We start from the raw sequence: 25,978 nt of genomic DNA, 5'->3' as shown, positions 1-25,978 counted from the left end.
TCAGAGTTCGGGTTTTCAGGACCGGCTAAAACGACCCTATTACCACTTCACGCGCAGGCCCACCTGTCCCGCGACAGAATAGCTGTCGCCGAAGTTATTCAGGCTGGTGTTGACCAAACCCTCGCCATAAATGGAATATTTATCATCATCCCAGTTATAGGTTCCGCCGATCCCCAGACCGCCCCATACGCGATCATTACGGCTGGCGAAACTCACGCCCTGGACATCGACCCTGGTTCCCTCAAGGAACTCATAATAGAGATTGGCGATGCCGTAGACGTGGGTGCGATTGAGCAAGCCCTTGTCATTCTGCCATGAGTTCTCATGGTCAAGCGTCAGGCCGAGACGGCCCTGCAGGCTTTCGCCCCGGTCGAGGCTGACACGTGCGCCGAATGCATCGGTGAATGCATCAAAGTCGACATTGGAATAAACCAGCTGGGCCTGCGGCGTGACCGACCAGGCGGGATCGATGGCTATGCGCTTGCCGCTTTCCAGCGACAGCGTATAACCGAAGCCGTCATTGCCATCGGCAAGATTCCTGCGGGCAAGAATAGAGTCGAGATCGCTCGTGTACCAGGTCACCTGGCCCTGACCATCCAGATAGAAGCCATTCTCGCCATACCAGGTCAGCGTGCCGCCAAAGCCATACCCGTCCGTCTTGATCTCACCATCGCCATAAACAGAATTGGTGTCGGTTTTGCCATGGGCGTAATGGACTGTGACGCCGCCAATCAGCTTGCCGCTTTCCGTTTCAGTCAACAGCCCATCAATACCGGCCTGAAGTTTGAAGACATTCTGGTCGTAATCGGTGCCAGAGGTCGAGAAACGCGGTTCGATGCTATTATGGGCGCCTTCGATACGGCCCCATACACCATTGCCTTCAATCGCAACACCAGCTTCTTCGGGCGCGGCATAAGGTGTGCCGACCGGATCAAATCCTCATCCGCCGTGACCGCCATCGACGGCTACCAGATGGCGCGCCGTGGGCGCGCGGGTGCAGCGCTTGCAATCGCGGCAATCGGGTCATTCTTCGCCGGTACAGTCTCTACCTTTCTGGTGGCGGTCTTCGCTCCACCGCTGACTGAAATCGCACTGAAATTCGGCTCGGCGGAATATTTCTCGCTGATGGTCGTAGGGCTGGTATCGTCCGTAGCGCTGGCACATGGTTCGATCATCAAAGCTTTGGCCATGGTCGTTCTGGGACTTCTGCTTGGCCTTGTCGGTACGGATATATCTACACCGGCGCGCCGCGTTTCACGCGGGGTATTACGGAATATGCCGACGGCCTTAATTTCGTAGCCGTTGCGGTCGGCGTGTTCGGCATTGCCGAAATTTAGCGCAACCTTGAAAGCGAACATTCGCGCGAAGTGCTGATGGCGAAGGTCACGGGGCTGATGCCGACGCGAGACGATTTCAAACGCATGGCCGCCCCGATCCTGCGTGGAACGGTCATCGGCTCGGCACTTGGAATCTTGCCAGGTGGCGGCGCCATTCTCGCCTCCTTTTCTTCCTACACCGTGGAAAAGCGCATCTCCAAGACGCCAGAGGAATTCGGCAAAGGCGCGATTGCAGGCGTTGCAGGACCGGAATCCGCCAACAATGCCGGTGCACAGACATCCTTCATTCCCATGCTCACGCTCGGCATTCCGGCCAATCCGGTGATGGCATTGATGATCGGCGCCATGATCATTCAGGGTATCGTTCCGGGCCCGAATGTTGCAACAGAGCAGCCCGCCCTGTTCTGGGGCGTGATCGCGTCGATGTGGATCGGCAATCTCATGCTTATCATCCTCAATCTGCCGCTGATCGGGCTGTGGGTGAAGCTTTTGACGGTGCCCTATTATGTGCTGTTCCCCATTATCATGACCTTCTGTGCCATCGGAGTTTATAGCGTCAATTCTAATGTCTACGACCTCTATGCGGTCGCCTTCTTCGGCTTCATCGGCTATCTGCTGGCTAAACTGCGTTGCGAACCGGCTCCCCTGTTGCTTGGCTTCGTGCTCGGACCGTTGCTGGAAGAACATCTGCGTCGCGCCATCATCCTGTCACGCGGCGACCCGGCAACCTTCTTCACCCGGCCAATCAGCGCAATTCTGCTCGCCATAGCCGCAACGGTTCTCGTGGTCGTGCTGCTTCCATCAATACGCAAGAAACGCGACGAGGTGTTCGTTGAGGAGGGTTAAAGCGCGCCCTCCAATTTCTCTGTCCGTGACAGCGCCAAAAGCGTTCTCAGAAATGCTCTATCGGAAGGCCACGCTGTTCATGTCCTGACAAGGCAAAGCTGGCCTGCTCGGCTTTCGTCCCGCCGTTCATGCGGTTGATCATCACGGCCACTTCGGTTCTGTTATGGACACCGAAACGTTTGATCAGATCATCGACATAATCCTTTATCGTATGGGGCGAAAGTTCCAGATGCCGTGCAATCTGCTTGTTGGTATTGCCAGCCGCCAGCAACCGGGCGACTGTCGAAAGACGCGGAGAAAGGCTGGTCAGATTGGCGCCGGGCGTCTTCGCCGGATGCCCTTCCTGAATGTTGCGCAAGGCAAGCGCCGACGAGCGGCACAACAATGAAACCTGCTCTTCAAGCTGCGTTGCATGCATCTCGAAACCAGCGGCATAAATCAGTGCCTGAATATTGCCGCCGACATAAATCGGGCAGCACAAGTTATCATTGTAATTCCATCGATAGAGCAGCGTGCGCATCAGCGGCACATTGCCTGCTGCATTCTGGGGCAATCGCGAGCCCGCAACCGCGCTGGCATTTTGCACCACGGCTGCAATCATCGGATCTGAATCTGCCAGCCCGTTCTGATATTCGAGAAGAAAGCCTGTGGGCGTGTTGATGCTGTGAAAAAGGCGCGGCCGATTATTCTCCAGCAAATAAATTCCAAGCGAACGCACGCGCAGCACATGCGCGGCAAAATAATCGCAAGCTATTGTAAAATCGTCATAATTACGGCTCTCCGCAACAGACAGCGCTGCAGAGACCCGTTGGTCTATCGATAGTATTTCCCTGGGCATTCAATCTCCCGAATTCCCAAGCCCCCCATTCGGGGGGAATGTTTGTTCCCGCTCTTGTTCGTATCATTCCCGCTTACAACGACTAAATCAAGGGGAACCGTTTTGGATACCAGCGTGCACCGGGCTCACACCGCCGACAACTATTCCGCAGTCATTCAGGGCTTCAACGATCGCCTGCAAGCCATTCTACCTTTGATTGAAGAAAAGGCGGAAGAAGCGGAACAACTCGGGCGGATGCATGATGACGTCGTGGACGCAATGCGCAAGGGCGGCTTCTACACGATGCTGTTTCCGAAGGAAGTCGGCGGCGCAGAATTGCGACCCATCGATGCCATGAAGATCATGTCCGCGCTTTCCTATGCCCATGCATCGTCTGGCTGGTGCACCATGGTCAACAATATGGAAGGCACGACCATGGCGATCTACCTCGACGACGAGGGGATTGCCAATGTATTCAAGGACGGCGTCGATGTCACCATTGCAGGCAACGGCGTGCCGCGTGGCTTCGCCCGCAAGGTTGATGGCGGCTACATGATCCGCGGCAACTGGGCCTATGGAAGCTCCATCTTTCACGCGGAATGGATTCATTCCGGCTGTTTCCTGCTCGATCCCAAGGACCCGAGCGGCAAGGCGCTGCTGAAAGACGAAACCGGCGCACCGCAGATCATCGTCGCACATCACCCGCGCACGACAATCCAGCTGCTCGGCAACTGGGATGTGCTGGGTCTGCGCGCTACCGGCAGCTTCGACTACACGCTGGCAACCGACGAAGACCTCTTCGTGCCGGATTCCATGGTCTATAGTTTCACGCAATCCGCGCCGAAACGCGGTCAGACGCAGGGCCATCTCGGGCTGGCGGGCTACAGCGCCCTTACCCATACGAGCTGGGCTATTGGTGTTGGTCGCCGGATACTCGACGAACTCGCCAAGGTCATCCGCCAGCGGCAGGACCCATTCGGCAAGAGTGCGGATAGTGCCAGTCTGCGGTTTCAGTTTGCCAATGCGGAAGCCCGCTATCGGGCGGCGCGAGCACTTGCGATGGAAACATGGGAAGATGTCTCACAGACCACCACATCCGGCGGTGTTCCGTCGCTCGACCAGATGACGATGGTGAAGCTCTCGCTGCGCTATATGCATGATATCGTTTCCGATGTGGCGACGTTCGCGCATCGTGCAGCGCGCGGTGCATCGCTGCACAACACGGCCATGCAGCGCTTTTACCGCGATATCCATTCCGGCACCCAGCATATTCTGCTCGCTGACCAGATCGTGGAGGAATGCGGCAAGGGTCTGCTCGGCCTGCCCGGCCCCGATGCGCGATGGACCGTTTTCGGCATCAGCGAAAACTGAGACCAGCCATGACGCGAAATATTGTCAGCTTCGTCGGGTGTGATCGCCCGACGAAAGTTCACCGGCTAACCCAGGCGATTGCCGCAAAGCTGGAAGCGGAAAACGATGTGTCAGTCACGCATCTGGACCTGTCCCATGCCGGGCCGAACCTGTTTACCGTCAATCGCAAGGCACTGGACCGGCAGTCCGAAAGCCTCATTTCGGAGATCGAGCATTGCGATGCTCTGATCGTCGGCTGCCCGGTCTATCAGGGAAGCTATCCCGGTCTTTTCAAACATGTGTTCGATCTCGTGCATCCATTTGCGCTGCGCGGTCGCCCGACCGTGCTGTGCGCGGTGGGCGGCGGGCATCGTCACGCATTGGTCGTCGAGCATCATCTGCGTCCGCTATTCGGCTTTTTCGAAGCCGGAACCGTCGCAACCGGTATTTATGCCTGTTCGGCGGAACTGGAACCGGACGGGCTGTTGCCTCCGGCCCTCGAAGAGCGGATCGACAGCGCCGTCGACCAGATAAGAAAGCAATTGGTCCAGTCACACCAAGCCAGCGGCATAAGGTGGAAAGATGTTGAATTACTCGAGCAGTTTTGAAAAGCGCACGGTCGAAATCCGAGGCAAAACCATCACTTATCTTGTGAAGGGTGAAGGCAAGGACATCGTTTTTCTGCACGGAACCGGGACATTTCCCGGCTTTAACAGTCTAACCGACATTGCTTCGCGAAACCGGCTCATCATTCCGTTTCATCCCAATTTCGGTGAAAGCGACGATGATGCCGATATCGTGCAGATCGGCGATTATGTGCTCCATTACATGGATTTCTTCGATGCGTTGGGGCTGGATCAGTTCGGCCTTGGCGGCTTTTCGCTGGGGGGCTGGATCGCAGCCGAATACGCGATCAGGCAGCCGGACAGGCTCACCGCGCTGTTTCTCGCGGCACCTGCCGGACTCGATCTTCCGGCAATCCCTCTTCCTGATCTGTTTCAAGTCGCGCCAGCCGATATCCCTGCCCATCTCACGCATGATCCGGCAGTCGCGCTCCGCTATTTTCCATCTGCGCCCGATAGCCGGTTCGATGCAGCGCTCGGCCGCGAAATGGGCGCGCTGGCGCGGGTCCACGCGACCGATGGGCGCGGCAATAAAAAACTTGGCCAGTGGCTGCACCGGCTGAATATGCCGACCCTGATCCTCTGGGGCGAGGAAGACCGGGTTATCCCCGCGCAATATGCCGAAGAATGGAAGCGCGGGATCAGTGGCGCACGTCTGGAGACGCTCGACGCGACCGGCCATCTGCTGTTTGAAGAGACGCCAGCGGCGGCGACACTTGTGCGCGATTTCCTGTCGACGGTCTGAGGTCCGTCTTCAAGCATTGGGCACCGCACGCTCCCGCCTGGGAGCATCATGAAGTTGCAGGTAAAAATAAGGGGAACCAGACCATGCAATGGGAAAGCCTATCGGACTTCGATCAATCCAGAATAAAGCGCTGGCAATGGGGCATGCTGGCGCTGGCGCTGTTATGCGAGATGTTTCTCGCCGCCGACTGGTACGCCTTTGCGGCGGTGATACCGTTCATTTCGGAAACACTTCAGCTCGATTCCGCGCAGGCCGGTCTGGCGCAGGGGATATTCGCGCTGACCTATGGTCTCGGCATGATTGTCTGGTCGCAATTGAGCCGTCGCATGAATGCGCGGTCGCTGTTGCTGATCGGCCTGTTCTGCACCGCCATCGGCATGGTGGCGCAAGTCTATGTCCAGACCTACGCCCAGCTGATTGCCCTCCGCCTGTTCATCGGTTTCTTTGATGCAGCAATCTTCCTCGGTAATATGAAACTCATCATCGGCTGGTTCCCGCAGAAGCGGCGCGGCAGCATGATCGGCTTGATCCTCGCGGCCTATAGTCTTGCGATCACGCTGGACTTCGCGATTGGCATTCCGCTTTCCATCACCTATGGCTGGCGCACCTTCTTCGCCATTCTTGCCATCGGAACGCTGGTGACGGCGGCTGCCGTGCTGCTCTTCACCCGCAACAATCCGGCTCATATCGGCTTCAAGGATTTTCGCTGGGAACCCGAAAAGCAGCAGACCTCGACGGCGTCACTGGCCAGCATCTTCCGCTCGAAATGGATTATCGTCGGCAGCCTGGGCATTTCGGCCTGCACGATGGCCATTGCCGGAACCGCCACCTGGGTCATTCCCGGATATATTGCTGTGCATCAGATGCCCGTGGAAGATGCGGCACTGATCGGCACCTTGATGGGACTGTCGCAGGTGGTGTTTCTCGTCATCGGCGGTTACGCCGCCGACCGCCTGAACAAAACAGGGATGATCAAGTTCGGAACCGTGCTCGCCGTCCTCGTCGCGGTAATGTTCACCGGCGGCATGGCGATACCGCTTGGCTTCGGCTGGCTCATCCTGATGGCGCTTTTGAGCGGCGTGGCCCTTTTCGGCGGCGGTGCGATCTTTGCATTCCTCAGCGAAAAATATCCTGAAGAGCTGGCGACGGCAGCGGTTGGCTATGCCGAGATTTTCGCCATTCTTGCGACCTTCATATCGCCCTGGGTCATGGGCGTGGTCATCAAGGTTTCTGGTGGGTCTTTTGTCAGCGCTTTCCTGACCTTCGCGATCATGGAAGCGATCATTCTGGCCATCATTCTGGTTGTCACCCGCGAGAGCTTCAGCCTGAATAATGACAAGGTTGCGGTCGCCGCCAGCGGTAACGGCAGTTCTTGATCTGACCGGCCCTAAGGAGTGCCGGTGTCCCAAGGTAAGCAGACAAGGCAGCCGTACTCGCCGCACTGGCGGCAACCCGTGTCACCGAACTTTCTGGTCGACCGGTGGACGAACTCTCCGGCGGCCAACGTCAACGCGTATGGGTTGCAATAGTCCTGGCGCAGGAAACGCCGATCCTTCTGCTCGACGAGCCGACCACTTTCCTTGACATCGCCTACCAGATCGAACTGCTTGATCTTCTGGCCGTTCTCAATGAGAGGGGGCGAACAATCATCGCGGTGCTGCATGATCTCAATCATGCTTGCCGCTACGCCACGCACCTGATCGCCATAAAAGACGGCGCAGTCCTAGCAGAGGGCGCCCCGGCAGACATCGTCGATGCCGAACTGGTCGAACGCGTTTTCGGATTGCCAGCCATGGTCATCCCCGATCCAGTCGCTGGTACTCCGCTCATCGTACCGAGAGGGAACATGAAGACAAGCGCATCACGATCTCCGGCCACACCAAACACGGCTTCTTAATCAGCTTCCACCGGAAAAATTTGTCGGACCATACCGTTGTTCGCAACATTTACTGCAAGACACCAAACGAAAGGGATCCGGTTTGGCTGGCCTGTTAAAACGCTTCGCATCCTATTATAGGCCACACCGTGGGCTGTTCGTGCTGGACTTTTCCAGCGCCGTCGTAGCCGGACTACTGGAACTGGCCTTTCCGATCGTAGTAACGCTATTCATCGACCGCCTGCTTCCCACCAACCAACTGGGCATGATTGCGCTGGCGTCTCTCGGCCTGTTCCTGATCTATCTGGTCAATGCCGGTCTTCAGGTCATCGTCACCTATTGGGGCCATATGCTTGGTCTCAAGATCGAAACCGGAATGCGAAGGAAAGCCTTCGACCATCTGCAAAAGCTTTCCTTCGGCTTCTTCGACAACCAGAAAACCGGCCACCTTGTCGCAAAACTGACCAAGGATCTCGAGGAGATTGGCGAGGTCGCCCGTCACGGGCCGGAAGATCTGTTCATCGCGCTCATGACGCTGATCGGCGCGTTTATTTTGATGATGTCGGTGCATGTGCCGCTAGCGCTGATCACCGCAACCATTGTGCCCGTGACTGCGATCTTTTCCACTCGTTACAGCAAGCGTATGACCAAAACCTGGCGCGCGCTTTACGGACGTGTGGCAGAGTTCAATGCCCGCATTGAGGAAAACGTCGGCGGTATCCGGGTAGTGCAGGCCTTCACCAATGCGGATCATGAACGGAAACTGTTTGCTGAGAACAACCAAAACTATCTGATGACCAAGCTGGAAACCTACAAGGCTCTGGCGGCGTCCATGTCACTGTCCTACCTGTCAACGCGCTTCGTGCAGGTCGTTGTGATGCTGGCAGGCGCATGGTTCGTGGTGCGCGGCGAACTGTCGGCGGGCAGCTTCGTCGGCTTCCTGCTTCTGGTTGGAGTATTCTTCCGACCGATCGACAAGATCAATGCGATCATTGAAACATACCCGAAGGGCATTGCCGGCTTTCAGCGATATACGCAGTTCCTGGATACGATACCGGATATCGCAGACCGGCCACAGGCGCGCTCCATCCAGAGGCTGACTGGTGACATTGACTATCAAAATGTTCGCTTCGGCTACAGTCCGGAGAAACTGACACTCGATGGAGTAAACCTCTCCATCCGCGCCGGAGAAACTGTCGCTTTCGTCGGCTCGTCGGGCGCGGGCAAGACAACGATATGCTCGCTTTTGCCTCGCTTCTATGAGGTGACGGGCGGTGCGATCAGCATTGATGGCATAGATATTCGCGACATGAGCTTGAGGTCCCTGCGCTCTAACATTGGCATCGTGCAATAGGATGTCTTCCTGTTCGCCGGCACGATCCGTGAGAACATCGCCTATGGACGCCTCGACGCCACCGAAGCCGACATCCTGGACGCGGCTAGCCGTGCAAGGCTCGACACGATGATCGCCTCACTTCCGAATGGTCTGGACACAGTCATTGGCGAGCGTGGCGTGAAACTATCGGGCGGACAGAAGCAGCGTCTCGCCATCGCACGCATTTTCCTGAAGAACCCGCCGATTCTGATCCTTGATGAAGCGACCTCCGCGCTCGACACCGAGACGGAGCGGGCCATCCAGCAATCGCTTGCCGAACTGTCGCAGGGCCGCACGACGCTTGTGATAGCGCACAGGCTTGCAACCATCGTCAATGCTGATCGCATCATAGTGATCGAAGACGGACGAATTGCCGAACAGGGCAGCCATGCCGAACTCATCGACCGCAAGAACGGTCGATACCGAAAGCTTCGATCAGATCAAGTTAGCGATTACAGCGCTATAAACGGTGGCTAGAACTCATTCTCTGTACCGCTTGCACAGTGAGTAGCTAAGCGAACTGGTGTATTTAGACGGTCAATACGAATATTTTAAAGATTCTGGACACGGGCAGCGTTTTGAGGGGTTTCTTCTGATCCAAGGTTACGGACATCTTGGGGCAACGGCACTCCCCGTGTTCAGATTGGAATTCAGAATTCCGCTTGCCTGAAACAACTTTTCACTACTCGAAGAAGGGCAAGATTGATGCAGTCCGTCAGGTATGGACGATGCCGCTTGGCACCCGACGGTTTGCCGCGCGCAAAAGTTATTAGCAGAGTCCAATGGAAGCCCATTGCGCACTCAACGAAATCAGATGCTGGATCACATCCTTTCGCAAAGAGACAACAATTCATAGTCCTGTAGTGCTCAAAACCACCGTATTGAATCCGGACCATAGCGAGCGGCAAGGCCCGCTATGTTTGGTCGCCCAGTATATCGAACTACACTCATCCGCGCCGTGTGCCGGAAGATACGATGTCGAGATATACAGCCAAAACAAGAATGCTGCCCTTGATGATCTGCTGCCAGAATGTATCGACGCCGAGCATGGACATACCGTTGTCAAGGCTCGACATGATGAGCGCGCCCACCAATGCACCCAGCACGGAACCGACGCCGCCGCGCATGGAAGTGCCCCCGATGAAGCAGGAGGCAATGGCGTCCAGCTCTCCCCCCATACCTGCTGATGGCGTGCCTGCCGCGAGGCGCGAGGTTGTCGTCAGGCCAGCCACCGCCGCCATCAGTCCCATCAAGGCGAAGACTGCCATCTTGACGAAATTGACATTCACGCCTGAAAAGCGGGTTGCTTCGGTATTGGAGCCAACCGCATAGATGTGACGACCGAACACCGTCTGTTTTGCGATAACAGTGAAAACGCCAAGGATCACCAGCAGGATCAGCACCGGGACCGGTACGCCCTGATAGCTGTTGAGGATCAGGATGAAGCCCAATATCAGGATACCGATACCGAGAAGCCTCGCGACTTCCATAGCGGGAGAAAGTGTCTGGAGGTTATGTTTGCTCTTGCTGGCCCGCGTACGTAGCGTCATGAGGATAAGAACGCCGAACAGCGCAATTGCGCTGAGATTGCCAAGCCAACCCGGCAGGTAACCCTGCCCGATATATTTGAATTCTGGCGAGATCGGCGCGATTGTGACGCCGCCCATGATACCCAGCACTATACCGCGAAAGACGAGCTGTCCGCCAAGTGTAACAATGAAGGAGGGTATGCCAAGATAGGCGGTCAGCCAGCCGTTGAAAGCGCCAAGCGCCACACCCAGAACCAGAACGGTGCTGATCGTCGCCCATAGCGGCCATCCGTAAACGACATCGAGTACGGCGGCGATGCCGCCTAGAAGCCCCAGAAGCGCCCCGACCGAAAGATCAATTTCACCGGCGACGATGACGAAAACCATCGCGGACGCCAGCATTCCCGTGATCGCCATCTGGCGCAGGAGATTAGAAAAATTGCGCGCTGTCAGAAACTGCGAACGCCCCATCTCCGGATCATAGGTGAGTACTGCAAACAACGCCCAGATGAGCGCGACCACGATCAGGAGAGCTACGATCTTATATTCCGCGAGAAACTTTCGGAGGCCTTTGCCCGTCAATGTCATATCATGCACCGGTCAAATTTGAGTATTCCAGAAAGGAGTTGAACAACTGGCGCCCGAAGAATGCGGGATAACCAATCGTTATTCGAGGGTCAGGCGACATTGCTCATGGGGTTGCCTATTGCGGCTGCAAGCACCTGCTCCTGCGTGAGATTTTCATTGGCGAAGTCGCCGCGCAACCTGCCCTCGCCGATCACCAGTACGCGATCGCTAATGCCGAGAACCTCCGGCATTTCCGAAGAGACCATCAGCACCGCAACCCCCTGTTTCGCGAGCGCGAAGATCAGTTTGTAGATTTCATATTTCGCGCCAACATCGACGCCCCGTGTCGGCTCATCCAGAATGAGCACCTTGGGATCGGGCAACATCATCTTCGACAGCACCGCCTTTTGCTGGTTACCACCGGACAGGGACGCGATTTCCAACATTGGATCGGCAGTCTTCACCTTGAGACGCAAAATCTCACGCTGGATCGTCGCTAGTTCCGCTTCCTTGTCGAGCAATCCGCGCAAGGAAAAACGATCCAGCACCGAGACAGTCATATTATAGCCCACCGGCATGATGGGCAGAATGCCGTCCTTCTTGCGGTCTTCCGGCACCATGCAGATGCCCTGTCGAACAGCATCGCGCGGCGTGCGGATTTTCAACTCCCTGCCTTCCAGAAAGACCTGCCCCTCATGCGCTCCGGGCCAGACACCGAAGAGGCTTGACACCAGTTCGGTCCGCCCCGCGCCCACGAGTCCGGCAATACCGAGGATTTCCCCGCGCCTAAGCGCAAACGAAACATTGTCGACCACCTTGCGATCGGGATTAGTCACCTCCCAGCAATTTATGTTGCGGGCCTCGAAAATGACTTCGCCAATATCGTGCGGCTCGCGCGGGAACAGGTTTTTCATCTCGCGCCCCACCATCATGGTGATGATGGCTGGCGTGGTGAGTTCCGCCATGGGCTTGGTGGCGATATGCGTGCCGTCGCGGATGACTGTCACCGTATCGGAAATTTCAGCCACTTCATCCAGCTTGTGGGAAATGTAGACACAGGCCATTCCTTGCGCCTTGAAGTCCTTGATGAGATCGAGAAGAACGCGCGTTTCGGCTGCCGTCAGCGCCGATGTCGGTTCATCCAGAATGAGAAGCTTCGCATTCTTGTTGATCGCCTTTGCGATCTCGATCAGTTGCTGCTTGCCACCTGAATAATGATAGACTGGAAGTGCTACATTGATGTCGTGTATCTTGAGGCGCGCCAGAAGTTCCGTCGCACGCGCATTCATCTGGTCATAATCGATGAAGCCCCCGCTCGTCGGCTCCGATCCCAGAAAGATGTTCTCCGCAACCGATAGATGCGGCACCATCATGAGTTCCTGATGGATGATTACGATGCCAGCCGCTTCTGTATCGCGAATACCTGTGGCCTTCAGCTCCTGGCCTTCCCACAAAATCTCGCCGGTCCAGGCGCCATAGGGATAGACGCCAGAAAGCACTTTCATCAGCGTGGATTTACCCGCGCCATTCTCGCCGCAAAGGCCGACGCACTCGCCCGGACGCACCTTCAGGTAAATACCGTCAAGCGCTTTCACGCCGTTAAAGTCCTTACCGATATTGCGCATCTCTAGAAGATATTCGGACATCGCATACGACCTTGCAGTGTTGCAGCAGAATAAGCCATCCGAAGACCGCCGACACCATCTCCCACGGCGGAATTACTCCAGACAACGCTGTCACAGACAGCATCGATACATTGGCGGGACCGGAAGCTGAACATTGTTTCAAAACTTCTGATCGCACTATTCTGTTGTGCTGATCGCCGGAGTAGGCTCCAGCGATCAGCACAAAGACTTATTTGCCGGATATCTGCTCCTTGGTGTAGAAGCCATCCTGGACGTAAATGTCAATATTGTCCTTGGTCACGGCAGTCGGCGTCAACAAAAGCGTATCGACCTGCTTGCCGCCATTATCGAGCTTGGAATTGAACTCAGGCTTTTCGCCCTTGACCATCTGGACGGTCAGCTTGGCTGCTTCCGAAGCAATGAGTTTCAGCGGCTTATAGACGGTTACGGTCTGCGTCCCGTCGATCAGGCGCTTGACGGCGGCAAGGTCGCTGTCCTGTCCCGAAACAGCAGTCTTCCCGGCCAGCCCCTGCGCGGCGAGCGCCTGGATGGCGCCACCTGCGGTGCCGTCGTTTGAAGCGACAACCGCATCGATTTTGTTCTGCGCGGCGGTCAGAGCGTTTTCCATGATGGAGAGTGCTTCAGTCGGGCTCCATTCCTTCACCCACTGCGAGCCAATCACCTTCACCTTGCCGGAATCGATGGCTTCCTTGAGAGCCTTTTCCTGACCGGCGCGGAGGAGCTTGGCGTTGTTATCCGTCGGCGAGCCGCCGAGGAGATAATAATTGCCTTCGGGCTTGGCCTTCAGGACGGCTTCCGCCTGCATGAAGCCGACGCGCTCATTGTCGAACGAGATGTAGGCATCAATATCGGCATTGAGGATCAGGCGATCATAGGAAAGAACCTTGATACCGGATGCCTTCGCATCGGCAACGACCGCATCGAAAACCTTCGAATTCATCGGCACGATGACGATGGCGTCAACGCCCTGCGCAATCAGGTTTTCAACCTGCTTGACCTGCTTTTCTTCGTTACCGTCAGCAGATTGCACATTGACCTTGGCGCCTAGCTTTTCTGCCGCCTCAATGAAATAGTCGCGGTCACGCGCCCAGCGCTCGACGCGAAGATCATCAATGGAAAAGCCGATGACCGGATTTTCCGGCGAAGCATAAACCGGCGTGGATGTCATCGCGCCTATGCCCAAAGCTGCGGCAACCAGCGCGCCGGTCAGAAAATTACGACGTTTCATGCAAACCTCCTCCAAACAACGCCGGCTTACGACCGGCTGATACCAAACCGCGCCCCCGAACACATTGCCCCCCGGAGTTCGGCACAACAAAACAGCCCCCTTTTGAGCTGTTTATTCTTTGAATGACTGATCGTCCCAAAGGCATTTTGCGCCCAGATCACCCCATCGGACAGCATGCAAAAGACATACCGCCCTATCCTCAGGAACAATTGATACGTGAAGAAAAACGAATAGCAAGCATTTTTTGATTTACGTACCTCATTTTGATCCTGATTGTCCGGAGCCTGACAAGGTGTCTATAAGATTGGCTGAATTCGCTTCAGGCAAGCTTAAGATGGTGAGTAATGAAACCAGCAATCGAGCAACTCTTCCCCGGTTTCGAAATGCAATATGTTGAAACGGACGGGGTCTGTTTTGCTGTCACGACAGGCGGACAAGGTATGCCGATCCTGCTGCTGCACGGTTATCCGGAAACCATGGCCGCATGGCACCGGATCGCACCGGTATTGGCGCAATCCTACACTGTCGTTGTCCCGGATTTGCCGGGCTATGGGCGCAGTCGCATCACTTCCAATCCAACTGGTGCAGGATCCAAGCGACGCATGGCCGCAAGTCTGGTCGAGTTGATGCAGACGCTCGGTCACGACCGGTTTGTTGTGGTCGGGCATGATCGCGGCGGTCGGGTCGCCTATCGTATGGCACTGGACCATCCGGGCAAGGTGCTTGGGCTCGTATCTGTCACGGTCGTACCGACACCCGAAATGTGGGAAGGTGCGAGCAAAGCATTCGGTATGGGTGCCTGGCATTGGTTCATGTTGGCCCAGCCCGAGCCACTGCCTGAAATGCTATTGTGTGGCAATCCGCGCTTTATGATCGATACCACCCTACAGAAAATGGCGCACGGTCTCGACAAGCTGCATCCACTTGCACTTGAAGATTATCGAAAAGCCTTTGACAACGCTGACGTCCGGCATTGGATATGCGAGGACTACCGTGCCGGCGCTGGCGTGGATGAAACCGACGATCTTGCTGATCGGGTAGCAGGTCGGCGTATTCACGTGCCGGCGCTGGTCTTCTGGGAAGAGGGCCGACGCTATGGCGGCGGGCGTGAATCGTTCGATATCTGGGCGGATTGGGCCAGCGATGTTGACGGCGAAGCTCTAGCGGGCGGTCATTTGCTGCCCGAGACCGCATCGGCTTCCATATTGGCACGATTAGCTCCATTTCTGCTTAAAATCGATGCCGGTGCATCGATTATCGCGAAGGAAGTTAGTCGTTAATCTTATTGAAAATCCCCCCACGTGGCTTTATGCGAAGCAATCTTCCATATTTTTCATGGTAGAGACGTAATGAAATTTTGTTTGTCGGGCTTAGCGGGAAATCTATTGTGCCGGGCTAACATTCGCATTGGAGGAGAGCCAGAATGGATTTCACCCTGACACGCCGTCAGACATTGATGGGATTTGGTGCATTGGGCGTCAGCACGGCTTTCGGGTCGCCTGCCCGCGCCGCGACACGTAATCTGGCGGTGCTCCATCTGGCGAGCCACGCGCCGAGCTATATCGCGTATGAGCGAGGCTATTTTAAAGATGCCGGTCTCGATATCGAATTGAAGTTCTTCGAAGCCGCGCAGCCGATGGCCGTCGCCATCGCATCTGGCGATGCCGATTTCGGTGTGACGGCGATGAGTGGCGGTCTGATCAGTCTCGCCGACAAAGGCGCGATCAAGGTGATCGGCGGCGCGCTTGCAGAAGAAAAAGGCATCACCGGAAACGTCATTCTGGCCTCCAACAAGGCCTACGAAGGCGGACTGACTGAACCGTCCAAACTGGCAGGACACAGTTTCGGGATCACGACGGCGGGATCGTCATTCCATTTCATGGCGCACAAGATCGCCAAGGCCAACAATATTCCGCTTTCTGAAATCCAGCTTCGCCCCTTGCAGAAGCTCGGCGCTGTTGTTGGTGCTCTGTCGACCGGGCAGATCGATTCCTGGGCAATCCAGCCCAACATCGCCAAAAAGCTCATCCGCGAAGGCGCGGCAAAGCAGATCGGCCTCGTCTCCGATTATGCACCGGATTATCAGGTCACAACGGCATTTACATCCACCAAGAATGCGAGTGATGAGCGCGCCATGACGGAAGCCTTCGTCAAAGCCTATTCCAAGGCAATCGATGATTATAATGCCGCCTTTGTAGACAATACGGCAGACGATGCAGCACGCGACGATATTGCGAAGATCGTGCACAAATATGTCGAAAGCGACAGTCCGTTCGAGACCGCAAAACAGAACCTGATCGATGGCGCGATGCGCATCAACAAAGGTTTGGCCCTATCGCTCAACAGCTGCGTGGAGCAGTTGGACTGGTTCCGGTCTGAAGGCATGGTGAAGGAAGCGGTCACGCAGGAGAAGCTGTTCGACACATCCTACGTCAAGACGATCTGAGATCGAGCAAGACCGAACATTCAGTGGCCGGCGGTTGGTCGGGCACCAAGCCTGAAGTCCCTTATCTCAAACCGGGATGCTATTGTTGGAGGGCGGACTTTCCGACTGGAGTTGAAATGGATTTGCAGCTTAAGAACATCGGCCATTCTTATGGTGCGGTCGAAGTTCTAAAAGATGTCTCGCTCACCATCCCGCAGGGACAGATCGTCTGCCTGATCGGCCCGTCAGGTTGCGGAAAGTCCACTCTTCTGCGTTTTCTGGGCGGTCTTGAACGACCATCTTCGGGTGAGGTGCTGCAGATCGGTTCGCCGCCGAAGGATTCACTCAATCCCCTCACCTATGTTTTCCAGCATTTTGCGCTTCTGCCATGGCGCACCGTGGAAGGAAACATCAAACTCGTGCTGGAGGACCATGGACTTGGCCGAGCAGAGATGGACTGGATCATAACCAATGTACTGGAACGCACCCGGCTTTCAGATTTCCGGCAGGCTTTGCCGAAGCAATTGTCGGGTGGTATGCGTCAGCGCGTGGCAATTGCACGCGCCTTATCGGTGCGCCCCGCCGTCATGTTGATGGATGAACCTTTGTCCGCGCTCGACAGCCAGACACGGGAACTGTTGATGGACGACTTGGTTGCGCTTTGGACACGCCAGCCTTTCACCTCCGTTTATGTCACGCACAATCTTAACGAGGCGGTGCGGCTCGGCCATCGGGTCGTGGTACTTTCACGAAGGCCAGGACGGATCAGAGAGATTGTCGATATCGATATCCCCCTTTCGGAGCGCCATCTTGGTGATCCCGTCCTTGAAGAAAAGCAGAAACAGCTCTGGGAGTTGATGCGGGCTGAAGCGCAGGCAGCGGATCAGGAGTTGATCAATGGTTGAAGTCGCAAAGATAAAGCAGCCCGACCAAAGTGTACGCCCGGTTCCCTTCCGGGGTGGCGGCTTCGCACCCCAGCCGGTGCGCCATATGGCATTGATCCTCTTCATAACGCTGCTCGCACTGGCAGAAATCGGAACTCGCAGCGGCTTCATATCCAATCTGACACTGCCGCACCCATCTGCTGTGCTGGAAACCTTCTTCCAGCTCTGGCAGACCGGCCTTCTATGGCAGCATCTGCTGCCATCGCTGCGGCGGCTTGTCATCGGTGCGAGCCTTGGCATCGCAATCGGTGTCAGTCTGGGCGTAATGATCGGCTTATTCAGCTATGTCCGCGCAGGTCTGGTGCCGCTCGTCGCCGCTCTTTTTCCGATCCCGAAGATCGCGCTTTTGCCGCTCTTCGTAATCTGGTTCGGCATCGACGAAATGTCGAAATATATGCTCATCGCATTTGGCACCTTTACGCCAACCGTGGTTGCCACGTACGGCGCAGTCGATAATGTGGATCGTTCGCTTGTGCGTATGGGGCAAAGCTTCGGACTTGGATGGTGGTCTATCGTGCGCAAGATCATCCTGCCCGCTGCCTTTCCGGCAATCCTGTCCGGATTGCGAGTATCGATCTCCATCGCCATCATTCTGCTGGTCGCAGCCGAAATGCTCGGTGCCCAGTTCGGCGTCGGTTCATATATCCTTGAAGCCGGATCGCTCTATGATCTTGAAAAGCTGTTTGCCGGCGTCACAATCCTTTCTGTGATGGGACTTATCGTCAACTTCATCATCGGACAGATCGAGAAGCGCTTCCTGACTTGGCGGGGTTGATTCAAGCAATATTTGCCGCCAGTTTGGCGTGCCGCAAGCAACGCTGACATATATTCCGTCCTGAACGGCATTAATAATGCCGCGCTATCATTTTTTTGAAGGCAAACCAAGGATTTGACGAACACCATCCTTCGAGAAAGGTTGTGCCAATTGAGCGAGAAATCCCTTTGCGACCTGTCCTTTGATGCCGATGTCTGCGGATGACGGTCGATCCGGATTGTGATAGGTCCTGAATATTTGGTCGAACAAGACAATGTTCTCGCCGTAATTGGTGTTTCCTTCGCGAATGTCCTTCGAGTGATGCCAACGATGGAGGCGAGGCGTACTAAAGACATAGTCAAATATCCCCGTCCTCATGTCGACATTGCAGTGGGTGAGAATGCCTGCAAAGGCGGTGACGGCACCTAACCACCAAAATATCTGTATTGGCGCACCCAGGAAATAAAGCGGAGCTTGGCTTAGCCCGACCTTGAACAGGGAATCGATGACATGAAACCTACCGGTATTGACGACCCAAAGCCGGGTCACGGAGTGGTGCAGTGCGTGGAAGCGCCAGAAGAACAGCCGCTCGTGCGCGATGCGATGCGACCAATACAGGCCGAACTCTGCAATTATCACGGCTAATGCCACCTGTAGCACAAAAGGCAATGTGGTCGGCCAAAAGCTGAACTGAAGCGTAGCCAGCGGCTGCAGGAAGCTGGCAGCTATCATAGGGAACAGCGCCGCAGCAAGTGCGGCGAGTTGAACAAGTCCCTTGGTCAACAACGTATGAGCGATATCATTCCAGGTCTCACCATCCGCCTCAAGCCAGCTACCTTCATACGGAATAATGCGTTCCATAATAAACAGCATAGCGACAGCGACAGCGTACACTATGGTGAACAATGCCATAGGGTGTTCGCTGTCGAAGGCGAATTTCGCGCCAATCAGCCCGGAGAAGAAAACCAATGGCCATCCGCAGTATCGCAAAGTCCATTTGAATAGCTGGAAATTCAACATCGCTTTGAAGCTCCTGTCCCGGCGAAGTTTTAATCGTTCCGGGCGGCCTGTGCGTGATTGGCTGACCCCATAAACTTTATCAAACAACTTAAAGCCAGAGGCCTTTATCGTCAAACCACACCATCACATGACGGAACCAAACACCCAACTCCGTTACAAAGACAGCCTTACATCTGATAGCCCGGTCTATCGCCATTTGCACAGCGCTAAGACGTTACAAATTCCTCTCCCAAATTTGGTTGTTCCCGCTCAGGTCGACAATCATGTATTTTTCTAATGAATTAATACCTTTTCGTTCCGTTGTTTCGGGCCACCGTTACTGTTTGATTGTCGTTGTTGTGGATCTCAAACTGGAGCCGCCGCCGTAAAACGCGCCCGCCACGGTGCGCTATTCAAAAAAATTGAGGGAACAGCATGTCAATCATTCGAAATCTAATCAACGCCGCCTTTTGCGGCCTTGCCTTGACTGCAACAGCGGCGAAGGCGGAAACGCTGACCGTCGCGCTTGGTACGGATCCTGCTTTCATCTCGGTTTATGTCGCTGAACAGCGAGGGCTCTTTGAAAAGGCCGGTCTCGACGTCAAACTCTTACGCATGGCGCAAGGAGGCGACGCAATGGACGCCGTCGTCGCGGGTCAGGCGACCTTTGGGATCGCAGCCGACCAGACTGTGATGATACGGCTGGCCCGTGCCGACATCAAGCCGCTCGCTGTCGTCAGCGAGTCAGGGACCCATCTGGAACTCATCAGCCGTCCTGACATTGGCGATCCCAGCCAGATTAAGAAGCTCGGCGTGATCAAGGGGACGGTGAGCGAATATGCTGCCGTCATGTTACTCAAGAAGTATCAACTCGATCACTCCGCTGTAATACTTGTGCCAGCCGGCGCTCCCGATCTTCCGGCCCTGCTCCAGCGCGGGGATGTGGACGCATTCTTCGGCTGGCCGCCCTTCAACGAGCAGGGAAGGCAGCAAGGCGGCAAGACGCTTCTGACAAGTGGCGACGTAGGATACGTCTATACTATGTGGCTTAGTGCTCAGGGCGAGTGGCTAAAGACGCATCAAGAAGAAGCCAAGAAGTTCCTGGCTGTCGTGGCCGAAGTCAATCGCGATATCACCACTGATCGGAACGCCGCTGCCATCGACTTCCAGAAAGCAACCAGAATGCGCGCAGCTGACACGGTGCCTCTGATTGAACGCCTGTCCTTCCAGACGCGAGACTTCTCCGAAGCCGACCTCGTCAGCTTCGCTGGCATCGCCGATTTCCTTTATGAGCAGAAGCGCACACCGCAACGCATCGACATCGAGAACTACGTTCAAAAGGGATTTTTTAAGGAATGACCGCGATGTCGAGAGGAAATTCAGTCACTATCGAGGGCGTTGGCATTCAAATCGGTGATCATGTCGTTACTAGCGGTGTCGACCTCATGATCAAGCCTGGCGAATTCGTCTGTCTGCTTGGCCCCTCCGGCTGCGGTAAGTCGACCTTGCTGAACGCTATCGCCGGCTTTGTTCCTGTCACCGGTCAGCTGGTCGTCGATAGTCAACCTGTACACGGCCCCGGCATTGATCGGGGTGTCGTCTTTCAGAGTTCGGAAGCGCTCTTTCCCTGGCTCACGGTCCAGGAAAACGTCGAATATGGCGCGCGTGCGCGGCGTATCAAAGACCCAACGAGCCGCCAAAGCTGAAGCTTATATCCGCATGGTCGGGCTCTCGCATGCTGCACAAAAATTCCCAAGTGAACTTTCAGGGGGAATGCGACAACGCGCCCAGATTGCGCGCGTACTTGCAAACGAACCGTCGGTGATCCTGATGGATGAACCATTTGGCGCCCTCGACGCCCAAACACGCGAGGTGCTGCAACGGGAAGTGGATAAAATCTGGCGTGAGACAGGCGCGACAATCATCTTTGTCACGCATGACATTGGCGAGGCCATTCTTCTGGCCGACCGGGTAGTGACAATGACGGCGGGACCAGCGGCTAAGGTGAAAACGATCTTGAATATCGATCTCCCGCATCCTCGCGACCTGTCGCATCCCCGCGCGGCTGAACTTATCGAGAGCTTGAGACAGGACATTGCAGCGGAGGTCAACCGTACATTGATCGCGCAAGGACTTTTGACGGAGGCAGCGGCATGAGATTGAACGAAGTCTCCCGTTCTGTCGCCGATAGGGCCCCCAAGGTCCCCGGAGCGCAATCGGCGCGCGCGCGCCTTTCACATGGAGTAATCGTCGCTCTTTCGATTCTGGGCGGCCTGCTTGTGTGGCAAATCCTGAGTCTCAGGATGTCGCCGCTTTTCTTTCCCTCACCGGCCCTCACAGCAATCGCCTTCTGGGAGCTGGTTGAAGATGGAACGTTGTGGACCTCTATCACCGCCTCCAGCTTCCGGATTTTCTGCGGCTGGGCGGCAGGCGTTGCGGTAGGCATTCCCCTCGGTATGACAATGGGTTATTTTCGCCTTGTTCGGCAAATATTCGATCCCTACATCGAATTTTTCCGCTTCATTCCACCGATTGCATTCGTCACTCTAAGCGTAATCTGGCTCGGACCGGGCGAAGCTTCAAAAATTGCGCTGATCTTCTACACGACCGTCTTCACCGTTACGCTCAATGCGCTCGCAGGCTCTATGGCGGTTTCCGATCTGCGCATCAAGGCGGCTGCCAGCCTCGGCGCGACCAGGGTTCAGACGCTCCTAACAGTCGTCGTTCCCTCCACGGTGCCCTTTATGATCACCGGCGCGCGGATCGCGATGGGCAACTCGTTCCTCACCATCGTCTCTGCTGAAATCGTCGCGGCCCAGGAAGGGCTCGGCGCCCTAATCTGGAACGCACGAAACTATGGACGGACGGACTGGGTTTTCGTGGGCATCATCGTCCTTGGCTGCCTCGGGTTTCTTTTCGATCGCATCTTGCGCGCGGTGGCGGCAAAAACGCTGAAGCGATATGGGGTCAACATGTAAGCGAGTGGTCCTCCGGGAACAATTGGATGACCGACCTGAAAGGGGCGTGGAAACAGCGCCCCTTTTCCTTCGCATATGCCTCGAATATTTGGATCGCGGCGAAAAGCGCGAACACAACGGAAGACCCGCCCCAGCTGTCTGCTGTGCGGGTCCATTCGTTGGGAATAGGCCGAAGCGAGCCCAGCGCCATTTCTCAAGGTGCGTAGGCGCTCTCGAAAGTCTTGATCGCGCCTTCAAGCGCCTCACCATTTTCGTCGAGCATCGCAGCCTGCCTAATGCGGCTAAGCCAAATGGCACCGTCGGGCTTCTGCACAAGCTGCGGAACCAAGGCCATAATCCGGTCGAATTTGGAATTCCCGCGCGCATGCGTGTCGGAATAGCCCTTCACCAGACGGCGGCATGTCACAGCCTCACAGGCAAGTTGATAGTTGATCGACAGAAGCGGCAGAGCGACACCCAACCAGGCATCAATGTGCGCCATTTCCCGCTTATATCGCAGGCTGCCGCGACGAAAGCGCTTCGTCGCGGCCACCGCGTAAAGCGTCAGGAACCACCAGACGGTGCCGGTCTGCACGCGACGGTCTTTGTTGATTATGCGGTCCAGCGCCTGATAAAGCCGCGGTCGGCGTTCAATCATCCCGCCGAGCCAGGCTGGCAGCGTGCCCGCGACTTCCTCCATGCGCGGATGCATGTATTCCGTCATATAAAGGATTTGGTCATCCTTGGCGCCAATCTCCTTGCGCACACGCTCGAAACGGCTGCTGCGTGTCTTAAGATCGGCAACGCGCACGACGTCGTCATAGGCCATCGCGACCGCGAGATATTTTGCCACTTCACAGGTGAAGCCGAAATTCTGTATTGAGCCGCTATTGACGATATCCTCGCCAAGAATCCGTTCCATCCGATCGAGATATTGCATCGCGTAGGCAGGGTCCTGATAGTCTACCAGCCGACATACGCCCGCAAACAGTATCCCCTGCGCATGCTGGGGGAATTTACCGCGAATGCGCGCCACGATAGCGTCTAGCTCGGTGTTTGCGGTTGTTACCGGTAGCGGCAAGAAGCTCTTTTCGGGCGAACGGGTAATCGGATCACGACGATCTTCGCGCGCGCGATCGTAGGCGGCTGAAAACGCCTTAAGGCTCGGCTCAACCCCTTTGCCACCAGCGCGGACTGTATCTTCGAAAGCCGAGCGCGGAAACGGTAGGACCTCGGCCGCTGCGAGCGCTCCGAGCATAGCCGAGGAAACGACGCTGCCGCTCTTTTCGGCAAGTGTTTGCATATCGAACGCAATGATTTTCTTGGCCGCGATACCGGCTGCTTCGACGACGGCGACCGGATCGCCAGTTCCATCGCCAGGAGTTTGCTTCTCGACAACCGCGTAAGAGCGATGGCTCGAAGCTATCAGCGTCGTGCGATCCGGCGTGACAATGCCACGGAGCATGGCACGCCCGGCCTCCATGAACTCGGACGCCAGCACTACGTCGACGTCACCGGGGGTCGGCATCAGCGAGAAGATTGGCCGCTTTCCCTCAAAATCAGGAAGCATTTCGATGTAGTAGATCGTCGCACCAGTGCGCTGTGCTACGCCTGGCACCGAAGTGGATTGCGCCGCCCAGCCTTGGGTCTCTGCCATGTTGACGATCCAGTCGGCGAGTACGCCCCCGCCTTGACCGCCCATGGCAAGGATCGCGATCGAGATCGGTCGCTTGAATGGAACTCCAGTAAGTTTCGGAGAGGTTACGTCAATCATGATGATCTCACGCAAAGGTTACACGCCGGCGGTCGGCGCGACGTTGAAAGAAGCCGATCACTGCAGTCCGGATCTTAGCCATAAACCGGTCGCGACGGGTCGGGTTGTGAATGACATCGGCGCGGTAGAAGGAGGGGCAAAGCACAGCGGCTTCGGAAACCTCGCCGCAATTGCCACAGCCGACGCAGCTGTTGTCGATCGCTGCCACCGGATCGTCCTTCAATGGATCGTCAGTGTGCTTGACGGAGAGCGAGGGACAGCCGGAAAGGCGGATACAGGCGTGATCGCCGGTGCACACATCTTCGTCGACGCCGAAGCGCTCCTTGACCATGCGCTTGCCGTCTTTTACCGCCTTATTGAACTGCGGCTTCACGCGGCGCTGCTTGTTCAGCATGCATTCGGAAGAAGCGATAATAACTTTCGGACCCTTTTCGTCAGTCGTCAGAGCTTCCTTCAACGTGTCGCGCATCTTGGCAACATCGTAAGTGCGATCAATCTGGCGCACCCATTTCACGCCCACACCCTTCACGGCATCGGTGATGGCGTTGTTGGTAGAGCGATCGGGATTTTGAGCGCGCGACGACAGGATGTCCTGGCCGCCGGTGGCCGCTGAATAGTGGTTGTCGACTATTAGGATGACGCCATCATGCTTATTGAAGACGGCGTTGCCGATACTGGTCGAGAGACCGTTGTGCCAGAAGCCGCCGTCACCCATAACAGCGATCGAACGCTTGTCCGCCTCAACATTGAAGGCGGAAGCACCCGCGCCGGATAGGCCGTAACCCATCGTATTGCCGCCTATATTGAACGGAGGCAGGACGGAGAAGATATGGCACCCTATGTCGCCTGACACATGATGCTGGCCGAGCTCTCGCTCAGTCAGCTTCATGGCGGCAAAGATTGGGCGTTCGGGGCAACCGGTGCAGAAACCAGCCGGGCGAGGCGGAACGATCTCTTGGAGAGCCTTTACCTTCTCGTTTTCGAGTATCAGAGTTGCGTCCGGCGCTTCAGAACGGTTACCCAAAAGCTTATGCGCGTGGGTATTGAGGAATCTGCGCAGCCCTTTTTCAATCACTGACCCAGTGTAGTCGCCGCCGAGTGGCAGTATATCCTTACCGTGGACCTTGGTGTTGATGTCCTTGCGATGGAGCGCGGTGATGAGCGCCTGCTCGATGAAAGCGGGATGGCCTTCTTCGATCATGATGACTGCCTTCTTATCGACGCAGAATTCGGCCACTTCGTCATCGATCATCGGATAGGTGACATTCATAACGTAGAGCGGAATGAGCGATCCGCCATAAACGTCTGCGAGCCCAAGGAATTGCAGCGCGCGCATGACACTGTTGTACATGCCTCCCTGCAGGATGATGCCGACGTCACCGTCGGCAGGTCCCAGGAACTCGTTGAGCTTGCGCGTTCGGATGAAGTCCACTGCGTTCGGCCAACGCTGCTCGAGCTTCTCCTTGTCATGGTAGATAGAGACGGGTGGCAGAACCACACGGCTGACATCGCGTCGCGGATTTTCAAGCGCTTGCTTCAAGGTGAACGCGGGCCGCTTGTTTGCTTTCGTGACGAACTGTCCATGCACATGGCAGGCGCGGATGCGGACCTGCAACATGACCGGCGTTTTGGAGGCCTCCGAAAGTTCGAAGCCATCTTCCACTGACTTGACGATTGATTCTAGATTGGGACGTGGATCCAGAAGCCACATCTGTGACTTCATCGCGAAGGCATGGCTGCGCTCTTGGGGGATGGATGATCCTTCGCCAAAATCTTCACCCAGAATGATCAGCGCCCCGCCCATGACGCCACCGGAGGCCAGGTTAGTAAGCGCGTCCGAGGCGACGTTGGTGCCCGCTGTCGATTTCCATGTGACCGCGCCGCGTAGCGGATACATCACCGAGGCCGACAGCATAGCCGCCGCTGCCGCTTCCGACGCCGACGATTCGAAATGGACGTCCAGTTCGTTCAAGACGTCCTTGGCATCGGCCAGCACATCCATGAGGTGTGAGATCGGCGAACCTTGATAGCCACCGACATAGGAAACGCCTGACTGGAGTAAAGCCTTGGTGATAGCGAGAATGCCCTCACCCCTGAAAATTTCCCCCTCACCAAGGCGCAGGTCCTCGACTTCTTTGGCAAATGAGCGTTCCGCCATTATTCTTTTCTCCCTCAATGCGATATAT

Annotated in this window: 17 protein-coding genes and 5 pseudogenes; 14 read left to right on the top strand and 8 right to left on the bottom strand. The window is 56.1% G+C overall.

Annotation, left to right across the window (positions count from 1 at the left end):
• Positions 1–39 precede the first annotated feature (39 nt).
• A pseudogene (locus QLQ11_RS23470) lies at positions 40–939 on the bottom strand (autotransporter outer membrane beta-barrel domain-containing protein); the annotation flags it as partial.
• Between QLQ11_RS23470 and QLQ11_RS23465 the strand changes: the two are divergent.
• Positions 934–2,183: pseudogene (locus QLQ11_RS23465) on the top strand (tripartite tricarboxylate transporter permease); the annotation flags it as partial. The pseudogenes QLQ11_RS23470 and QLQ11_RS23465 sit on opposite strands and share 6 nt — an antisense overlap.
• Positions 2,184–2,229: 46 nt before the next feature.
• On the opposite strand, the gene QLQ11_RS23460 reads toward QLQ11_RS23465, so the two are convergent.
• Entirely contained in the window at positions 2,230–3,021 is a 792-nt protein-coding gene (locus QLQ11_RS23460) for a LuxR family transcriptional regulator (RefSeq protein WP_210261492.1), read from the bottom strand.
• 114 nt (positions 3,022–3,135) lie between these two features.
• Between QLQ11_RS23460 and QLQ11_RS23455 the strand changes: the two genes are divergently transcribed.
• From QLQ11_RS23455 to QLQ11_RS23430, 6 genes and pseudogenes are all read left to right on the top strand, one after another.
• Entirely contained in the window at positions 3,136–4,371 is a 1,236-nt protein-coding gene (locus tag QLQ11_RS23455; RefSeq protein ID WP_235859010.1) for an acyl-CoA dehydrogenase family protein, read from the top strand.
• 8 nt (positions 4,372–4,379) lie between these two features.
• Positions 4,380–4,958 carry an NAD(P)H-dependent oxidoreductase gene (locus QLQ11_RS23450; protein ID WP_121538994.1) on the top strand — a complete coding sequence of 193 codons (579 nt, stop codon included), beginning with the start codon at positions 4,380–4,382 and terminating at the stop codon, positions 4,956–4,958.
• Positions 4,933–5,718, top strand: a complete 786-nt coding sequence (locus QLQ11_RS23445) for an alpha/beta fold hydrolase (RefSeq protein ID WP_121538969.1) — start codon at positions 4,933–4,935, stop codon at positions 5,716–5,718. The genes QLQ11_RS23450 and QLQ11_RS23445 overlap by 26 nt, the downstream gene beginning before the upstream one ends.
• Positions 5,719–5,801: 83 nt before the next feature.
• Complete coding sequence (locus tag QLQ11_RS23440) at positions 5,802–7,094, top strand: nitrate/nitrite transporter (RefSeq protein WP_121538970.1); 1,293 nt, start codon at positions 5,802–5,804, stop codon at positions 7,092–7,094.
• 41 nt (positions 7,095–7,135) lie between these two features.
• Positions 7,136–7,615, top strand: a pseudogene (locus QLQ11_RS23435) (ABC transporter ATP-binding protein); the annotation flags it as partial.
• A gap of 82 nt (positions 7,616–7,697) precedes the next feature.
• A pseudogene (locus QLQ11_RS23430) lies at positions 7,698–9,446 on the top strand (ABC transporter ATP-binding protein).
• Positions 9,447–9,916: 470 nt separating this feature from the next.
• On the opposite strand, the gene QLQ11_RS23425 reads toward QLQ11_RS23430, so the two are convergent.
• The 3 genes from QLQ11_RS23425 to xylF form a co-directional block, all read right to left on the bottom strand.
• Positions 9,917–11,086 carry a sugar ABC transporter permease gene (locus tag QLQ11_RS23425; RefSeq protein WP_109365820.1) on the bottom strand — a complete coding sequence of 390 codons (1,170 nt, stop codon included), beginning with the start codon at positions 11,084–11,086 and terminating at the stop codon, positions 9,917–9,919.
• Positions 11,087–11,175: 89 nt separating this feature from the next.
• Complete coding sequence (locus QLQ11_RS23420) at positions 11,176–12,711, bottom strand: xylose ABC transporter ATP-binding protein (protein ID WP_121538972.1); 1,536 nt, start codon at positions 12,709–12,711, stop codon at positions 11,176–11,178.
• A 208-nt stretch (positions 12,712–12,919) separates the two neighbouring features.
• The gene (gene xylF / locus QLQ11_RS23415) at positions 12,920–13,939 is read right to left on the bottom strand and encodes a D-xylose ABC transporter substrate-binding protein (RefSeq protein ID WP_109365818.1); all 1,020 of its coding nucleotides are present in this window, start codon (positions 13,937–13,939) and stop codon (positions 12,920–12,922) included.
• 344 nt (positions 13,940–14,283) lie between these two features.
• Here xylF and QLQ11_RS23410 point away from each other — a divergent pair, with 344 nt between their 5' ends.
• The 4 genes from QLQ11_RS23410 (at position 14,284) to QLQ11_RS23395 (ending at position 18,083) form a co-directional block, all read left to right on the top strand.
• A complete protein-coding gene (locus tag QLQ11_RS23410) occupies positions 14,284–15,219 on the top strand; it encodes an alpha/beta fold hydrolase (protein WP_283735317.1) in 936 nt (311 codons plus the stop codon).
• 143 nt (positions 15,220–15,362) lie between these two features.
• Positions 15,363–16,385 (top strand): ABC transporter substrate-binding protein, encoded by a 1,023-nt coding sequence (locus tag QLQ11_RS23405; protein ID WP_124916039.1) that lies wholly within the window; start codon positions 15,363–15,365, stop codon positions 16,383–16,385.
• A 116-nt stretch (positions 16,386–16,501) separates the two neighbouring features.
• The gene (locus tag QLQ11_RS23400; RefSeq protein WP_121538976.1) at positions 16,502–17,269 is read left to right on the top strand and encodes an ABC transporter ATP-binding protein; all 768 of its coding nucleotides are present in this window, start codon (positions 16,502–16,504) and stop codon (positions 17,267–17,269) included.
• Positions 17,262–18,083, top strand: coding sequence for an ABC transporter permease (locus QLQ11_RS23395; RefSeq protein ID WP_121538977.1), 822 nt, complete (start codon positions 17,262–17,264; stop codon positions 18,081–18,083). The genes QLQ11_RS23400 and QLQ11_RS23395 overlap by 8 nt, the downstream gene beginning before the upstream one ends.
• 87 nt (positions 18,084–18,170) lie before the next feature.
• On the opposite strand, the gene QLQ11_RS23390 is transcribed toward QLQ11_RS23395, so the two are convergent.
• On the bottom strand, positions 18,171–19,082 hold the full coding sequence (locus tag QLQ11_RS23390) for a sterol desaturase family protein (RefSeq protein ID WP_121538978.1): 912 nt from the start codon (positions 19,080–19,082) through the stop codon (positions 18,171–18,173).
• Between the two features lie 414 nt (positions 19,083–19,496).
• On the opposite strand from QLQ11_RS23390, the gene QLQ11_RS23385 reads away from it, so the two are divergent.
• The 3 genes and pseudogenes from QLQ11_RS23385 to QLQ11_RS23375 all read left to right on the top strand — a co-directional run bounded on the left by QLQ11_RS23385 (position 19,497) and on the right by QLQ11_RS23375 (position 22,039).
• On the top strand, positions 19,497–20,420 hold the full coding sequence (locus QLQ11_RS23385) for an ABC transporter substrate-binding protein (protein ID WP_121538979.1): 924 nt from the start codon (positions 19,497–19,499) through the stop codon (positions 20,418–20,420).
• Positions 20,417–21,218: pseudogene (locus QLQ11_RS23380) on the top strand (ABC transporter ATP-binding protein). Before QLQ11_RS23385 ends, QLQ11_RS23380 begins: the two are co-directional and overlap by 4 nt.
• A complete protein-coding gene (locus tag QLQ11_RS23375) occupies positions 21,215–22,039 on the top strand; it encodes an ABC transporter permease (RefSeq protein ID WP_121538981.1) in 825 nt (274 codons plus the stop codon). The pseudogene QLQ11_RS23380 and the gene QLQ11_RS23375 overlap by 4 nt, the downstream one beginning before the upstream one ends.
• A gap of 193 nt (positions 22,040–22,232) precedes the next feature.
• Here QLQ11_RS23375 and QLQ11_RS23370 read toward each other — a convergent pair whose 3' ends face one another.
• Positions 22,233–23,792, bottom strand: a complete 1,560-nt coding sequence (locus tag QLQ11_RS23370) for an indolepyruvate oxidoreductase subunit beta family protein (protein ID WP_121538983.1) — start codon at positions 23,790–23,792, stop codon at positions 22,233–22,235.
• A gap of 7 nt (positions 23,793–23,799) precedes the next feature.
• A complete protein-coding gene (locus tag QLQ11_RS23365; RefSeq protein ID WP_283735318.1) occupies positions 23,800–25,950 on the bottom strand; it encodes an indolepyruvate ferredoxin oxidoreductase subunit alpha in 2,151 nt (716 codons plus the stop codon).
• Positions 25,951–25,978 lie beyond the last annotated feature (28 nt).

This window comes from Ochrobactrum sp. SSR (genome assembly GCF_030067775.1).
Lineage (GTDB): Bacteria > Pseudomonadota > Alphaproteobacteria > Rhizobiales > Rhizobiaceae > Brucella > Brucella teleogrylli.
Note: the sequence above shows the minus strand (reverse complement) of the source record. Positions and strands in the feature narration are given on the sequence as shown.

Bases quoted from the DNA above. Each gene is read 5' to 3' on its own strand.
- QLQ11_RS23450 (WP_121538994.1), top strand. From the start codon at position 4,380: ATGACGCGAAATATTGTCAGCTTCGTCGGGTGTGATCGCCCGACGAAA.
- QLQ11_RS23410 (WP_283735317.1), top strand. From the start codon at position 14,284: ATGAAACCAGCAATCGAGCAACTCTTCCCCGGTTTCGAAATGCAATAT.
- QLQ11_RS23385 (WP_121538979.1), top strand. From the start codon at position 19,497: ATGTCAATCATTCGAAATCTAATCAACGCCGCCTTTTGCGGCCTTGCC.
- QLQ11_RS23425 (WP_109365820.1), bottom strand. From the start codon at position 11,086: ATGACATTGACGGGCAAAGGCCTCCGAAAGTTTCTCGCGGAATATAAG.
- QLQ11_RS23400 (WP_121538976.1), top strand. From the start codon at position 16,502: ATGGATTTGCAGCTTAAGAACATCGGCCATTCTTATGGTGCGGTCGAA.
- QLQ11_RS23375 (WP_121538981.1), top strand. From the start codon at position 21,215: ATGAGATTGAACGAAGTCTCCCGTTCTGTCGCCGATAGGGCCCCCAAG.
- QLQ11_RS23460 (WP_210261492.1), bottom strand. From the start codon at position 3,021: ATGCCCAGGGAAATACTATCGATAGACCAACGGGTCTCTGCAGCGCTG.
- QLQ11_RS23365 (WP_283735318.1), bottom strand. From the start codon at position 25,950: ATGGCGGAACGCTCATTTGCCAAAGAAGTCGAGGACCTGCGCCTTGGT.
- xylF (WP_109365818.1), bottom strand. From the start codon at position 13,939: ATGAAACGTCGTAATTTTCTGACCGGCGCGCTGGTTGCCGCAGCTTTG.
- QLQ11_RS23370 (WP_121538983.1), bottom strand. From the start codon at position 23,792: ATGATTGACGTAACCTCTCCGAAACTTACTGGAGTTCCATTCAAGCGA.
- QLQ11_RS23405 (WP_124916039.1), top strand. From the start codon at position 15,363: ATGGATTTCACCCTGACACGCCGTCAGACATTGATGGGATTTGGTGCA.
- QLQ11_RS23390 (WP_121538978.1), bottom strand. From the start codon at position 19,082: ATGTTGAATTTCCAGCTATTCAAATGGACTTTGCGATACTGCGGATGG.
- QLQ11_RS23395 (WP_121538977.1), top strand. From the start codon at position 17,262: ATGGTTGAAGTCGCAAAGATAAAGCAGCCCGACCAAAGTGTACGCCCG.
- QLQ11_RS23420 (WP_121538972.1), bottom strand. From the start codon at position 12,711: ATGTCCGAATATCTTCTAGAGATGCGCAATATCGGTAAGGACTTTAAC.
- QLQ11_RS23440 (WP_121538970.1), top strand. From the start codon at position 5,802: ATGCAATGGGAAAGCCTATCGGACTTCGATCAATCCAGAATAAAGCGC.
- QLQ11_RS23445 (WP_121538969.1), top strand. From the start codon at position 4,933: ATGTTGAATTACTCGAGCAGTTTTGAAAAGCGCACGGTCGAAATCCGA.